Source organism: Pedobacter sp. KBS0701 (assembly GCF_005938645.2).
Taxonomy (GTDB): domain Bacteria; phylum Bacteroidota; class Bacteroidia; order Sphingobacteriales; family Sphingobacteriaceae; genus Pedobacter.
The window spans coordinates 4,266,416-4,281,408 of record NZ_CP042171.1; the positions used below are offsets into that span (position 1 = coordinate 4,266,416).

General features: G+C 39.0%; 9 protein-coding genes. 5 read left to right on the forward strand and 4 right to left on the reverse strand.

All coding sequences use genetic code 11. The annotated features are described in order from the left end of the window. Window positions 1–30: 30 nt before the first annotated feature. Together FFJ24_RS17125 and FFJ24_RS17130 are read right to left on the reverse strand one after the other, a co-directional pair. Window positions 31–1,371, reverse strand: a complete 1,341-nt coding sequence (locus tag FFJ24_RS17125) for an efflux RND transporter periplasmic adaptor subunit (RefSeq protein WP_138818359.1) — start codon at window positions 1,369–1,371, stop codon at window positions 31–33. Between the two features lie 115 nt (window positions 1,372–1,486). Next, window positions 1,487–2,887, reverse strand: a complete 1,401-nt coding sequence (locus FFJ24_RS17130; RefSeq protein WP_138818360.1) for a TolC family protein — start codon at window positions 2,885–2,887, stop codon at window positions 1,487–1,489. 19 nt (window positions 2,888–2,906) lie between these two features. Between FFJ24_RS17130 and FFJ24_RS17135 the strand changes: the two genes are divergently transcribed. From FFJ24_RS17135 to FFJ24_RS17150, 4 genes are all read left to right on the forward strand, one after another. Beyond that, window positions 2,907–3,584, forward strand: a complete 678-nt coding sequence (locus FFJ24_RS17135; protein ID WP_138818361.1) for a polysaccharide deacetylase family protein — start codon at window positions 2,907–2,909, stop codon at window positions 3,582–3,584. Between the two features lie 153 nt (window positions 3,585–3,737). Continuing rightward, a complete protein-coding gene (locus FFJ24_RS17140; protein ID WP_138818362.1) occupies window positions 3,738–4,379 on the forward strand; it encodes a hypothetical protein in 642 nt (213 codons plus the stop codon). 327 nt (window positions 4,380–4,706) lie between these two features. Beyond that, a complete protein-coding gene (locus FFJ24_RS17145; RefSeq protein WP_138818363.1) occupies window positions 4,707–7,472 on the forward strand; it encodes a bifunctional aconitate hydratase 2/2-methylisocitrate dehydratase in 2,766 nt (921 codons plus the stop codon). Between the two features lie 193 nt (window positions 7,473–7,665). Beyond that, window positions 7,666–9,945 carry an aconitate hydratase gene (locus tag FFJ24_RS17150; RefSeq protein ID WP_138818364.1) on the forward strand — a complete coding sequence of 760 codons (2,280 nt, stop codon included), beginning with the start codon at window positions 7,666–7,668 and terminating at the stop codon, window positions 9,943–9,945. A 562-nt stretch (window positions 9,946–10,507) separates the two neighbouring features. On the opposite strand, the gene FFJ24_RS17155 is transcribed toward FFJ24_RS17150, so the two are convergent. Further along, complete coding sequence (locus FFJ24_RS17155; RefSeq protein ID WP_138818365.1) at window positions 10,508–10,945, reverse strand: putative signal transducing protein; 438 nt, start codon at window positions 10,943–10,945, stop codon at window positions 10,508–10,510. A 54-nt stretch (window positions 10,946–10,999) separates the two neighbouring features. After that, complete coding sequence (locus FFJ24_RS17160; protein ID WP_138818366.1) at window positions 11,000–12,337, reverse strand: GH1 family beta-glucosidase; 1,338 nt, start codon at window positions 12,335–12,337, stop codon at window positions 11,000–11,002. Window positions 12,338–12,435: 98 nt separating this feature from the next. On the opposite strand from FFJ24_RS17160, the gene FFJ24_RS17165 reads away from it, so the two are divergent. Beyond that, the gene (locus FFJ24_RS17165) at window positions 12,436–14,976 is read left to right on the forward strand and encodes a PKD domain-containing protein (RefSeq protein WP_138818367.1); all 2,541 of its coding nucleotides are present in this window, start codon (window positions 12,436–12,438) and stop codon (window positions 14,974–14,976) included. Window positions 14,977–14,993: the final 17 nt, after the last annotated feature.

Consider the following 14,993-nt stretch of genomic DNA (forward strand, 5'->3'; position numbering starts at 1 on the left):
AAGTTACTATTTCTTGCTATTATTTATAAACTACTTCTTACCGTCTTTGCTAAACAATTGGTCTTTAGCTGTTTTTTCTACCACCATACCATCTTTCAATTTGTTCTGAATGGCAGAATAAGGACCAGTTACCACTTCATCGCCGGCTTTAACACCCGATTTTACAATGATAAACTGATCGTTCTGGATACCTGTAGTCACCTCTGTTTTTTTAACTTTTTTGCTTTTAGCATCGTAAGTGTAAACATACTGCTTCACCTTTTTGTCGGTAAGTTTCGATTTCTGTTTATCGGTATTTTCCTGGTTGCCCTGGTTATTGTTGCTACCGCCCGACTTTGCATTATCAGTAAACACTGCCTGGATTGGAATAGCCAATCCGGTTAACGATTCGCTTTCAATATCAACCGTTGCCGACATACCCGGACGGAAAATAGATTGTTGTTTGCCTTCCATTTCTTCGGTAATCCTGATTTTTACAGAAAAGTTCGTCACCTGATCAACAGAAGTAGATGTGGTAGTTCCAACTGCAGTTGATGAACTTGCAATTTCGGTAACCACACCTCTGAATTTTTTATCAGAAAATGCATCTACTTCGATAGAAGCCTTATCGCCAACTTTAACACGGGTAATGTCGTTCTCGTTTACATCAACATTAACTTCCATAGATGAAAGATTAGAAATACGCATAATCTCCGTACCTGCCATTTGCGAAGTTCCCAAAATACGGTCGCCAAGCTCAATTGATAATTTAGAAACGACACCATCAACCGGCGCGTAGATAGTGGTTTTAGCTAAGTTAGCACCCGCTTCTTTAACATTTGCACCAGTTTGCTCTAAAGTAAATTTGGCGCCGGTTACATTTTCTTTTGCGCTGGCTAAATTTGCTTTAGCAGTTAAAAATGCCGCTTTTGCTGCATCGAACTCTGAAGCTGAAATTACTTTTTTATTAAAAAGTTCAACATTACGTTTGTAGGTAGCTTCTGCATTCACAAAATTAGCCTGGTTTTGGGCAAGCTGCTGTTGCGCTGCAGCTACGCTGGCTTTTTGTGCATTAAAACTTGCCACGGTTCTTTCGTAACCCGATTGTAACACATCCGGACGTACTTTACAAAGCAACTGGCCTGCTTTAACAATATCACCCTCTTTTACTTTTAACTCTACCACCTCTCCAGATACCTCAGAACTTAACTTAACCTCAGTTTCTGGCTGGATTTTTCCACTTGCCGTAACTGTTTCCACAACAGTTTTATCTGATGCTTTTTCTGTAGTTACTTTTTCGGTTTTATTTCCACCTATCACTCCGGTCAGTTTGAGCACAACCAGAAGAACTACGATAGTAACTACGGTAATAATAATATGCTTCAGTTTCATAATTTGTATTGTATTTCGTTTATTTTAAGTTGTAATGTTTTAAGGTTAAAAAAACGTTGTAAGGTTGAAAGGTTTTGATGTTAAATTCAATTTGCTTCCAGCTTTAGTCTTTTTCTTAAAAAACAATCTGTTTGCCTAAATAGTAATCAATTACCTTGGCACGGAACAGTAAGTCGTATTTTGCTAAGATAAAATCTATTTCGGCTTTATTTTTATTGGTTTGTGCCGTACTGTAATCTAAAGAGTTTACTAAACCAACAGCATAACGTTGTTCGATAACATAAAAAGCATCCTTTTGAGCCTGAAAAGCATTTTGGGTAGAAGAATACCTGCTTTGTGCGGCGTTTAAATCGGCAACAGCCTGATTGATTACTTTGATCAGGTTGTTTTTAGAGATTTGCTCATCTGTTTTTCGCTGCTCGAATACTATTTTAGCCTTTCTTACGGTCGACCTGGTGGTAAAACCATTAAAAATAGGAATTGAAATACCCATATTAATTGATTTCCCGAAGTTGTCAGACAGTTGACTAAAAAATGGATTGTTTCCAGGGAAAGCAAACTGATATTGATAGAACGATCCTAAGCCTCCTCCAAATGTAACTTTAGGATAATAACTCCCTTTGGCAACATCAATTGCTTTTTCTGCTGCTTTTGTATTTAAACTTGCCAATTTGATATCGGGGAAGGTATTTAAAGCCTGGCTGTAAATATCACTTGGCACATAATTGTTCTGAATGTTATTCAATTCGTTAACCAATGGTGGCTGCACCTTAAATGTCATTGGTGGCTGAATTTCCATTAATTGTCCTAAAGTTAAATAGGATATTGTCAACTGATTCTGCGCATTGGTTAGATTAAGCTCAGCGGTTGCAGCCTGCGATTTTGCCTGGGAAATATCGGCTAAAGTTTTATTACCAACATCCAAAAGCGCTTGTTCTCTTTTTAAAGTAGAATTAGCAACGTCTAATTGTTGTTGTGTAGCTTTGACCTGATCCTGGCTATTTAAAACCTGCAGGTAAGCGGTTACGACCTGCAGAATAAGATCATTTTTTACCTTTTCTACATTGGTTTGATCTACAGCTAACAATAACTTATTCTGTCTGATCTGATTCAGTTGAGCACCACCTCCAAATACCTGCACATTCGCAGATACATTAGGGTTTAAGGTATAATTTTGTGTATTTAGAAACAACCCTGATGTTACCTGGCTCCTTCCCCATTGCATAGATTGGTTAACCGAACCATTTACAGTAGGCAATAAAGCATTTTTAGACTGGCGCACATTTTCTTCGCTAAGCGCGGCATTAAATGCAGCCTGTTTGATGTTTAGATTGTTTTTTAATGTGTTTTCGACTGCTTGTTGAATGCTGATCACTTCTTGAGCCTTAATTTGCTGACTAAAACTTAATGTCACTAATAACGCAGATCCGGTAATTAACTTATTCTTGGTAAACATCTTCATAATTTGTTTCAAATCTATATAAACAACTTTAATAATTTCAATCTGTTCAGGCATTTACTAACTTTGAACTTAAATGTACCTGATCAAATCACCGCTTCTGCTAAAATGGTATTATCCATCACTGTTATGGAATAAATCCCGCACCGAAAAAGTTATTTATCTGACCTTTGACGATGGACCCATACCCAATGTTACAGACTTTGTATTAAAAACTTTAAAAGTCTTCAATGCTAAAGCTACATTTTTTTGCATCGGCGATAATATCATTAAACACCCCGAAGTTTTTGAACGCGTAAAAACCGACGGACATGCCATTGGAAACCATACTTTCAACCATTTAAAAGGCTGGAAAACCGATGATAAAACCTATCTCGAAAACACGCTAAAATGCCAGCAACTTACCCAAACCGATCTTTTCCGCCCACCTTATGGGAGGATTAAGAAGAGCCAGATCCTGAGTCTGAAGTCCGAAGTCCGGAGTCCGGAGTCAATATCCCAAAATTCACAAACTGACTTACATCTCAAATCTCAAATCTCAAATCTCAAAATCGTAATGTGGGATGTGCTTAGCGGCGATTTCGACACTAAACTCTCACCCGAAAAATGTTATCAAAATGTGATTAAACATACCGAAAATGGTTCTATAATTGTATTCCACGATAGTTTAAAAGCATTCGACCGTTTATCTTACGCACTTCCCAAAGTATTGGCTTATTTTTCTGAAAAAGGTTTTACTTTTTCAACGCTTTAGCGTTAAGCTAATCTTATGCCAAGGCTCTAAACACATTTCAACAAGCTATATATCAATACATTAATATACTATTAAATAAACAACTGTTCAAAATCGCACAAATATGTCCGTTAATGAACGTTTATGGAATAATCAGTTCTTTTTCATCATCAGATGAAAACTGATATGCTAAACGGCCTCCTGAAGATAAAATATTATCTACTGATTTTTTCCCTGGTTCTGATAGCCTGCAATACTCGTATTGAACAAGGTTTTGAGATAATACCTCCCGGTTTAAATTCAACAGAGAACCTGATCAAGGGGATACGACCGAATAAAGATTATCAATACTGGGCCTGCATCCGGCAGGATTTTAGTGGCAAAATTCATCCAGAAACTGAGATTATAACAGGACATGGAAATCTTTCCTATTTAATGAACAATAGGTTTGATCAGCCAAAATCAGGTTTTTTATTCAAAATGTGGAAAGGTTATTTTTATATTGCTTACATTGAAAACGACCGGGTGAAATTGGTTACAAACAGAGCAGAGTTGATCAGATTTATTGGAAAAATTGATGGCTTGGAAGAAGCTTTATTACTTGCCGAACTCGATAACTTAAAGGCTGAGTACACCTGGGGTATTGGTGGATCTTACAGAAAAACCAAAAAAGGATTTGAGTTTTATCTTGCAAAGTTTCACAAATGCCCGGTAAAAACAGAACCATATCGGGTAAGCATTGATACTGCAGGGAATATAAAAACAAAAAGTTTAGGTTTTTATTATAACATTGATAACAATACCTGTTTAGATTAATGATTCAGCGCTCCGTGATAAACCTTTACTTTAATCGGAAATATCAGGCGATTAAAATCATCAATCCACATTCTGTTTTCATATTTTATATGCTTTTAAGGCCTATCATTTACACCTTTAGCGGTTGTTTAGAACAATTCCAAATTACTTAATCGCCTGTGCAAATTACATTTAAAAGTTGTTTTTTGCTATTTTTGGCTTCAGTCAAAAAATTGAGTTTTTTGGTCAAAAAACCACAAATTAATATATAAAAGCAGTATTCTTTTGATGAAAAGCGATTGTGTATTTTGTTGCGCAAGCCTATAGCAAAAAGAATAGATATCTAAGATGAGTATTTATAACGATTATATCCAGGAGATTGAAGACAGAAAAGCTCAAGGTCTTCATCCCAAACCTATTGATGGCGCTGAATTATTAAGTGAAATCATCGATCAAATCAAAAATGTAAATAATTTTAACAGGGCAGATGCTGTTAATTTTTTCATCTACAACACCTTGCCGGGCACTACCGCAGCAGCTGGTGTAAAAGCAGAGTTTTTAAAAGAAATTATTTTAGGCGGAACTATCGTTGCAGAAATCACACCTGATTTTGCCTTCGAATTGTTATCACACATGAAGGGTGGCTCTTCTATCAAAGTGCTGTTAGACATTGCTTTGGCCGACAATGGTGATAAAGCCCATAAAGCTGCAGATGTTCTTAAAACACAGGTTTACTTGTACGATGCCGATACAGATCGTTTAAAAGAAGCTTACAACAATGGCAATGCCATTGCTAAAGAAATATTAGAAAGTTATGCCAAGGCAGAATTTTTCACCAAACTTCCTGAAGTAGCAGAAGAGATTAAAGTGGTAACCTTTATTGCCGGGATTGGCGATATTTCTACAGATTTATTATCTCCGGGTAACCAGGCACACTCCCGTTCTGATCGTGAATTACACGGTAAATGCATGATTACGCCAGAGGCTCAGGAAGAAATTAAAGCATTGCAGGCGCAACACCCAGATAAAAGTGTAATGCTGGTAGCTGAAAAAGGCACCATGGGTGTAGGTTCCTCTCGTATGTCGGGCGTAAATAATGTGGCACTTTGGACAGGCAAAAGATCCAGCCCTTATATCCCATTTGTAAACATAGCGCCAATTGTAGGTGGTACCAATGGTATTTCTCCAATTTTTTTAACCACAGTTGATGTAACTGGTGGTATTGGTATCGACCTTAAAAACTGGGTAAAGAAAACCGATGAGAACGGAAATGTTATCCGTAACGAAAATGACGAGCCAATTTTAGAGCAAGTTTACTCCATAGAAACGGGTACGGTACTTACCATCAATACCAGAACTAAAAAATTATATAATGGAGACCAGGAGCTAATTGATATTTCGAAAGCATTGACTCCTCAAAAAATGGAATTTATCAAAGCAGGCGGTTCTTATGCCATTGTTTTCGGTAAAAAAATCCAAACTTTTGCAGCTAAAACTTTAGGCATCGAAGCTCCGGTAGTATTTGCTCCGGCTAAAGAGGTATCTGTAGAAGGGCAAGGTTTAACTGCTGTAGAGAAAATATTTAACAGAAATGCAGTAGGTTTAACACAAGGTAAAGTGTTACATGCTGGTTCTGATGTTCGTGTAGAAGTAAACATTGTGGGTTCGCAAGATACTACCGGCTTAATGACGGCTCAGGAATTAGAGGCAATGGCTGCTACAGTGATTTCTCCTATTGTAGATGGCGCTTACCAGTCAGGTTGCCATACAGCATCTGTTTGGGATAAAAAAGCACAGGCAAATATCCCTAAACTGATGAAGTTCATGAATGATTTTGGGGTAATTACTGCCCGCGACCCTAAAGGGGAATATCATTCGATGACCGACGTTATTCACAAAGTATTAAATGATATTACCATTGATGAGTGGGCAATCATCATCGGTGGCGATTCGCATACCCGTATGTCTAAAGGTGTGGCTTTCGGTGCCGATTCTGGTACAGTAGCATTGGCATTGGCAACAGGTGAGGCTTCTATGCCAATTCCGGAGTCAGTAAAAGTAACCTTCAAAGGGGCAATGAAACAACACATGGATTTCCGTGATGTGGTTCATGCTACGCAATTGCAAATGTTACAGCAGTTTGATGGCGAAAATGTATTCCAGGGTCGTATCATTGAGGTACATATAGGCACTTTATTAGCCGACCAGGCCTTTACCTTTACTGATTGGACTGCTGAAATGAAAGCAAAAGCTTCTATCTGTATTTCGCAAGACGATACTTTAATCCAATCATTGGAAATTGCTAAAAACCGTATTCAAATTATGATAGATAAAGGTATGGATAACCATAACCAGGTTCTACAAGGTTTGATTAATAAAGCAAACAAACGTATTGAAGAAATTAAAACCGGTATCAAACCAGCTTTAATGCCGGATAATAATGCTAAATATTATGCTGAAGTTGTAATCGATCTGGATCTAATTGAAGAACCAATGATTGCCGATCCGGATGTGAATAACGCTGATGTTTCTAAACGTTATACACACGATACCATCAGAGACTTAACTTATTACGGTGGCGATAAAAAAGTAGATCTGGGTTTCGTTGGCTCATGCATGGTGCATAAAGACGATTTGAAAATCGTTTCCCAAATGTTAAAAAATATAGAGACACAGACTGGTAAAGTAGCGTTCAAAGCGCCACTGGTAGTTGCAGCTCCTACCTACAACATCATCGATGAATTAAAAGCAGAAGGTGATTGGGAATATTTACAAAGATATTCTGGATTTGAGTTCAGCGATGCATTACCTAAAAGCACAGCACGTACAGAATATGAGAACATCATGTACTTAGAGCGCCCGGGCTGTAACTTGTGCATGGGTAACCAGGAAAAAGCGGCTAAAGGCGATACGGTAATGGCTACGTCGACCCGTTTATTTCAGGGCCGTGTGGTAGAAGATAAAGATGGTAAAAAAGGAGAGTCTTTACTGGCTTCAACCCCGGTAGTCGTTCTTTCAGCTATCTTGGGTCGTATTCCGAGCATTGAAGAATATAAAATGGCAGTAGAGGGCATTAACTTAACCAAGTTTACCCCTATTTCTACAAAACAATAAGAAACAAAAAAGTATATTATTTGTTAATTCCTAGAGAAGGCTGCCTGAGGAATCTGGTAGCCTTTTCTTTTACAGAAGAGTTGCATAGAATGGTTTTAAATAAGATATTATGACAAATCTCAAAAATAAATCTGTTTAAAATTGTTTACTTTAGAAAGTATCTTATTGACAATAATTATAAAAAAATTAAAGTATGGCTTTTGATATAGACATGATTAAAAAGGTGTATGCAAACTTTGGCAGCCGCGTAGAGGCTGCACGTAAAGTTGTTGGCAGGCCTTTAACATTATCTGAAAAAATATTGTATGCACACCTTTGGGATGGAGATCCTAAAAAGGCGTTTAAGCGTGGTTCTGATTACGTAGACTTTGCACCAGACCGCGTAGCGATGCAGGATGCTACGGCGCAGATGGCTTTATTGCAGTTTATGCAAGCGGGCCGTCCACAGGTTGCAGTTCCTTCAACAGTTCACTGCGATCACCTGATTACGGCTAAAGAAGGCGCTGCCATAGATTTACCTCATGCCAAAACAGAAAGTGCAGAAGTTTTTGATTTCTTATCTTCTGTATCCAATAAATACGGTATTGGTTTCTGGAAACCAGGGGCTGGTATTATCCACCAGGTAGTTTTAGAGAACTATGCTTTCCCGGGTGGAATGATGATCGGTACCGATTCGCACACAGTAAATGCAGGTGGTTTAGGCATGGTTGCGATTGGTGTTGGTGGTGCTGATGCCTGTGATGTAATGGCAGGTTTGCCCTGGGAGCTTAAATTCCCTAAGTTAATCGGTGTAAAACTAACCGGTAAATTAAATGGCTGGACTGCAGCCAAAGATGTAATCCTTAAAGTGGCAGGTATCCTTACTGTAAAAGGTGGTACCGGTGCTATTGTAGAATATTTTGGCGATGGTGCCACTTCAATGAGTTGTACCGGTAAAGGTACCATCTGTAATATGGGTGCCGAAATTGGTGCAACTACTTCTACTTTCGGTTATGATGAAAGCATGGAGCGTTACCTACGTGCTACCGGCAGAAATGAAGTTGCTGACGAAGCAAACAAAATTGCGGCTTACCTAACCGGTGATGCTGAAGTATATGCTGATCCTGAAAATTACTTCGATCAGGTTATTGAGATCGATTTAGATACTTTAGAACCTTACTTAAATGGTCCTTTTACACCAGATCTGGCCACTCCGGTTTCGCAGATGAAAGTGGAGGCAGAGAAAAATGGCTGGCCGTTAAAAGTAGAATGGGGCTTAATTGGTTCTTGTACCAACTCTTCATACGAAGATTTATCAAGAGCAGCTTCAATCGCCAACCAGGCTATTGCAAAAGGTTTGGTAACCAAATCGGCTTTCGGTATCAACCCGGGATCTGAGCAGGTACGTTACACGGCAGACCGCGATGGTTTCTTAAAAACTTTCGAAGATTTAGACGCAACGATCTTTACCAATGCCTGCGGACCATGTATCGGCATGTGGGATCGTACAGGTGCAGAGAAAGCAGAAAAAAACACCATTGTACACTCGTTTAACAGAAACTTTGCAAAACGCGCTGATGGTAATCCTAATACTTTCGCTTTCGTAGCTTCACCAGAAATGGTTGCTGCTATAGCCATTTCGGGTAATTTAGGATTTAACCCATTAACGGATACCTTAACTAACGATAAAGGCGAACAGGTTAAATTAGATCCACCTACTGGTTTTGAATTGCCAACAAAAGGTTTCGCTGTAGAAGATGCAGGTTTCCAGGCTCCGGCTGCTGATGGTTCATCAGTTCAGGTGCTGGTTTCTCCAACTTCACACCGTTTACAATTATTAGATCCATTTAGCCCTTGGGAAGGCACTGACTTAAAAGGTTTAAAACTTTTAATCAAAGCCAAAGGTAAATGTACAACAGATCATATCTCAATGGCTGGTCCATGGTTAAAATTCCGTGGTCACCTTGATAACATCTCTAACAACATGTTAATTGGTGCAGTTAATTACTTCAACGATAAAACAGATAACGTTAAAAACGAATTAACTGGCGAATATGGCCCTGTTCCTGCAACCCAGCGCGATTATAAAGCTGCTGGTTTGGGATCAATTGTAGTAGGCGACGAAAACTACGGCGAAGGTTCATCCCGTGAGCATGCAGCCATGGAGCCACGTCACCTGGGTGTTCGCGCGGTATTGGTAAAATCTTTTGCCCGTATCCACGAAACCAACCTTAAAAAACAAGGCATGCTGGCCTTAACTTTCACGGATAAAGACGATTACGATAAAATTCTGGAAGATGATACGATCGATATTTTAGGCTTAACTGAATTCACACCTGATCAACCATTAACATTGGTATTGCACCATGCTGATGGCGCTACCGAACAGTTTGCCGTTAACCACAGTTATAATGCACAACAAATCGATTGGTTTAAAGCTGGTGGTGCGTTAAATATTATCAGGGCTGAAGCAGCAGCTAAGGCAGCGCTTTAATAGTCCGAAGTCTAGAGTCAGAAGTCCGAGGTCTGGATGAAAAGAATATCAATCCCGTTTTGTTAATTCAAAGCGGGATTTTTTGTTCTTTTACCAGATACCGTTTAAAATGATATCTGTTTCTCCAATTTGTCACATTGAGCTTGTCGAAATGCCTTAAAATCATTACAAAAAGTCCTTCGACAGGCTCAGGATTGACAAATCTATCCTTTAGGATTAACCTTTTTATTTTCTTTGGAAAGCAATTGCAGTAGTTTCTAGGTTAGGGTTAGTCCCGCTAATGCTGCTGCTGGTTGAAGAAACCAGCATTCGCGTATATCGGGTTTAGATGGCAGAGACAGAGGTGCTTTTCACACAAATATTCCCTGGATCACCATGAGGAGAAATTTTACCTTGCTTGCAGTAAAAGAACCTTCTAGCCCCGGGCGCAGCGGCATCCCTGAAGCGCAGCGTAAGGATACAGCGGAGCACGGGAACAGGTCTTAATAGTTGCCTCTGACCTTGCGCTTCAAAAAATTGTACGTTTCTTTTGCAATGACGTAATTACATCGAAGAAATCAATCTACTCAAACTCATAACCACAATCGTAACAATGATGGCACTTATTGGCTTTAATTGGAGTTGTAAGCGTTAAAAAAGCAAGGATAGTTGCCCAAATACTATATTTTTTATCAGTAGCCATTCCATAGCCCACATTGGTAGATCCACATTTCTCACAAACTGTTTTACCTTCTTCTGATGCTTCTTCATCAATAATTTCATCTGGTGATTCAAAAGCCAAACTATTGTCTTCAGCCAGTAAAGCATTGATGGCTTCTATATCTCTTTCAAAAACAATGAGTTTAACACCGCCAATGGCCTGGTTATAAAGCGGATTTAGCGTTGCAACATTTTCATCGGCCAGGAAACAGGCAAATCCGCTATCCTCCAATTTAGCTTTAACAATATTGGCCTCCATTGGATTATAATAGGTGCTATATACTACTGTTTTATCATTCATATTCCAAACATAAGAATTTGTTTAATTATGAAAGTGAAAAGAGTAAACGATCAACTAGCTTTTCAGAAATTCTTTCCACCAGTAGCCCGAATCTTTAATAGTACGTTCCTGAGTTTTAAAATCGTTATAGACCAGTCCAAACCTTGCCGTAAAACCCTCGGCCCATTCAAAATTATCCATGAGTGTCCAGGCCATATAACCGGTAACATTTATCTCTTCATTTTTGAGTTTTAGCAGCGCGCCCAGGTAAAGTTTAAAATATTCGATCCGTTCCGGATCTTCTACCCTTTTATCAGTCAATTTATCGTGATAGGCTGCACCGTTTTCGGTGATGATAATATTTTTGATATTTGGATAGGCTGCAAACTGTTTTATAATATTATAAAAGCTATCGGCATTAATCTCCCAGCCCATGGCCGTGTGTGGCTTTTTCCTGCTTTTAGCCTTTACTTCCCAAGCCTGTATCACCGGGATAAAAGCATTGTATTTTACCACCAGGGGAAAGTAATTTTGAAGTCCGATAAAATCAAAATCAAATTTCATCCTTTCCTGCAGTCGCCAGGTACCATATTCGATCTGAAATTTCTCCAGTACATCCCAATCTGCAGTAGGAAAGCCCATGCCTAGTGTAGGTTCTACAAACAAACGGTTCATCAGGCAGTCTACGCGTTTAGCGGTGAGGATATCGCTATCACTTTGTGTATTAGGGATAATTTCTGAACAGGAGAAAGTAGTGCCAATATTGGCTCTGTTAATTTCTGCACGTAAAATTTTACCACCTTCTGCCTGTGCCAAAGCCGTATGTAATACCGCAGGGAAAAAATTGCTTAAACCTGTTTTACCGGGAGCATGAATACCAAGCATATACCCTAGTGATGTATAACCAAAAGGCTCGTTCAACACAATCCAATTTTTTACTTTGTCTCCATATTCTAATGCACAGATGCTCACATAGGCATTAAAGGCAGCATTGATGCTGAAGCTTGTCCAGCCGCCCTCATCTTCCAGCGCCTGCGGTAAATCCCAGTGATAAAGCGTAACGTATGGGGTAATTCCATGAGTTAAACATTCGTCAATAAGATTGTGGTAAAAACGGATACCTTCCTGATTTATTTCTCCCCTTCCGCCGGGCAAAATCCTGGACCAGGCAATAGAAAACCTAAAAACTTTAAAGCCTAGTAATTTTACTAAAGCTATATCTTCGGTATATCGGTGATAAAAATCGCAGGCGGGATCTAATTTGTGGCTTTTCTTTATTTTGCCGTTTTTCGCCGTAAAAGTATCCCAAATGGAAGGGCCTTTACCGTACTGGGTTGCTGTGCCTTCTATCTGCGCTGCAGCAGTAGCTACTCCCCACAAAAAATCCGAACCGAAATCGCTTGCCTTAACCATTGTTATCCATTATTTGCCATAAGTTGCGAGTTTAATATTAACAAATCATTAACAATTAAAATGATTCGAAATAAAAACAATTTTTGATATTTTTACCTATGCGCTACTCATTAATTTCTTTCCTATTGGCATTACTAAATCTCTCTGCCTTTGGAAAATTTACCCCACCCATTAATGATGAATTGATAAATGCCATTAATATTACCAATACCAGTGCATATTGTAGTGGCGATGCCGAATTTAATAATTTAGAAGCTACACCAAGCAGTTATAATAAAGCTTTAAACTGGCTGGCTGTTGGAAAAGATGTTTGGTATAAGTTTACTGCATCTAAGTTTGACGTAAACATTTCTGTTAGCGGAAATATTGATGCCAATAGTACAAATACCTTAATCGGTCCTTTACTTGCCCTATATTCGTATGATCCAGCTACTAATTCTATTGCCGAACAGCCTGGCACGCAGGCGACATCAAATAATGTTATTTCTTTGTACAAGGGTGCTTTAACGGTTGGGCAGGTTTACTATATCAGGGTGAGTGCAGCGAATGATGCTACCGGTACCTTTAAGCTTTGTATCGATAATTATTTCCCACCAATCCAACCTGGACAAGATTGTGGGACATTTTCAGTGTTGTGTACCAAAGAAACATTTACACAGTTAAATGTAACTGGTTCGGGGGCAAATAATCACGAATCGGCTGGAACCTGTTTAGGTACAGAATCTAACTCTGCCTGGTATATGTTTAAAGCTTCTGTACCCGGCGATTTTACTTTTGTAATCACCCCAACGGTAACTACAAACGATATTGACTGGGTTTTTTACGATTTAGGCCTGAACGGGGATTGCAGTAAAATAAATGCGGCAAATGCTATCCGGTGTGCATCAGGAAGTGGCGTAACCTGTAGCCCGTCCTATTATAAAACCGGCCTAAGTATGACTGAAACTGATTTGACTGAAGCGCTAGGTTGCCCTGCCGGCCAAAATGGGTTTGTAAAATATGTAGAACTGCAACAGGACCATGTTTATGCTATATTAATCGATAATTTTTCGGGGGGGAATAATGGTTTTACCTTAGAATTCGGCGGCACGGCAGATTTTGCGGGTCCAACTGCCGAAATTGATGTTAAAAAACTAAACCCATGTACCGATAGCCAGGCTTATACTTTCGAAAGTAAAGCATCGAACTTCGCCTCCTTAAAATGGTCTTTTGGTGAAGGAGCAAACCTGGCTTCGGCCACAACAGCCGGGCCATTTACCGTAACATACAATACACCAGGTGAGAAAATTGTAGTTCTGGAAGCCAAAGGCACAAACGGTTGCAATGTAGTTACTACGCAAACTTTTATTGTAGCAAACACACCCGAAAAACCTATCATAAGCGCTTCCAAGGTTAATTTGTGCCAGGGAGATGTATTAAAATTAAGCACTCCTTTTTTAAATTTAGCCAGCTACCACTGGTCAGGGCCAAACGGTTTTGTTTCAACAAACCAAAACCCCGAAATCCAGGTAAGCGGACCAGAAATAGTTGGAACATATAAACTTTATGTTCAGGTTGGAGATTGTGTGAGCGAAGTAAATTCAATCGATATTTTATCGGTCGATTTAAAGCCAGAAGCACTATTTTCGATTGAGGTTAATCATAAATGCGAATCAGACCAATCTTTTTCGTTTATCAATGCTTCTAAAAACTATACGAAACTCAGCTGGGATTTTGGTCCGGGCATAAAAAGCCAGGTAGCCATCAATAACGACAGTCAGATATTAACCTTTACAGATCCTGGACTTAAAACAATCACACTAACAGTTGAAAGCAATAATGGCTGTACTTCTACCTTTACAAAAGATATTTTGGTAGAGTTGAAGCCGGAAAAACCAGAAATAAATATTAATCAACCCTTCTTTTGTTTAAAAGACATCATAAAATTATCTGTACCGGCAAAGGAAGGTATCACTTATGCATGGAGCGGGCCAAACAATTATTCCGCCACCACAAATGCCGTTGAAATACCGGTAACAGATTTTAATGTGGCAGGACAATATCAGGTTATATTAACATCAGGCTCTTGTAACTCCGAACCCGCAACGATCATTGTTCCCGCAATTGCCAGAATTCCAGTGGCTAAATTTTATACCGAACCTACCTTCGACGTTAAGTTTTCTGCTCCAGTACCCATAACATTTACCAATACATCGCTTTACAGCGATTTTTATGAATGGAATTTTGGTGATGGAATTATTTCTTCAGAACAAAACCCTACCCACATTTATCAAACCGATGGATTATTCCAGATTACTTTAACCGCATTTTCTAAAAACGGCTGCTCAAATTCAATCACGCAAGGCGACCTCATTATCAAAAAAAATGCATCTACATTTGTTCCAAATGCATTCTCACCAAATGGCGATGGGATTAATGATGAACTGGTTGTTGGTGTAACAAACCTCAAAAAATATAGATTACAGATTTACAACCGTTTAGGCACTCAGGTTTTCTTTACTGAGAACATATTCGAAAACTGGAATGGTACTTTTAAGGGTAACGAACTCCCTGTTGGCGTGTATTATTATGTCATTACTGGCACTAACTTATCGAATAACAATATTAAATATACAGGTTCAATAACCTTAATCAGGTAACTGTTTCAGTGCATTCT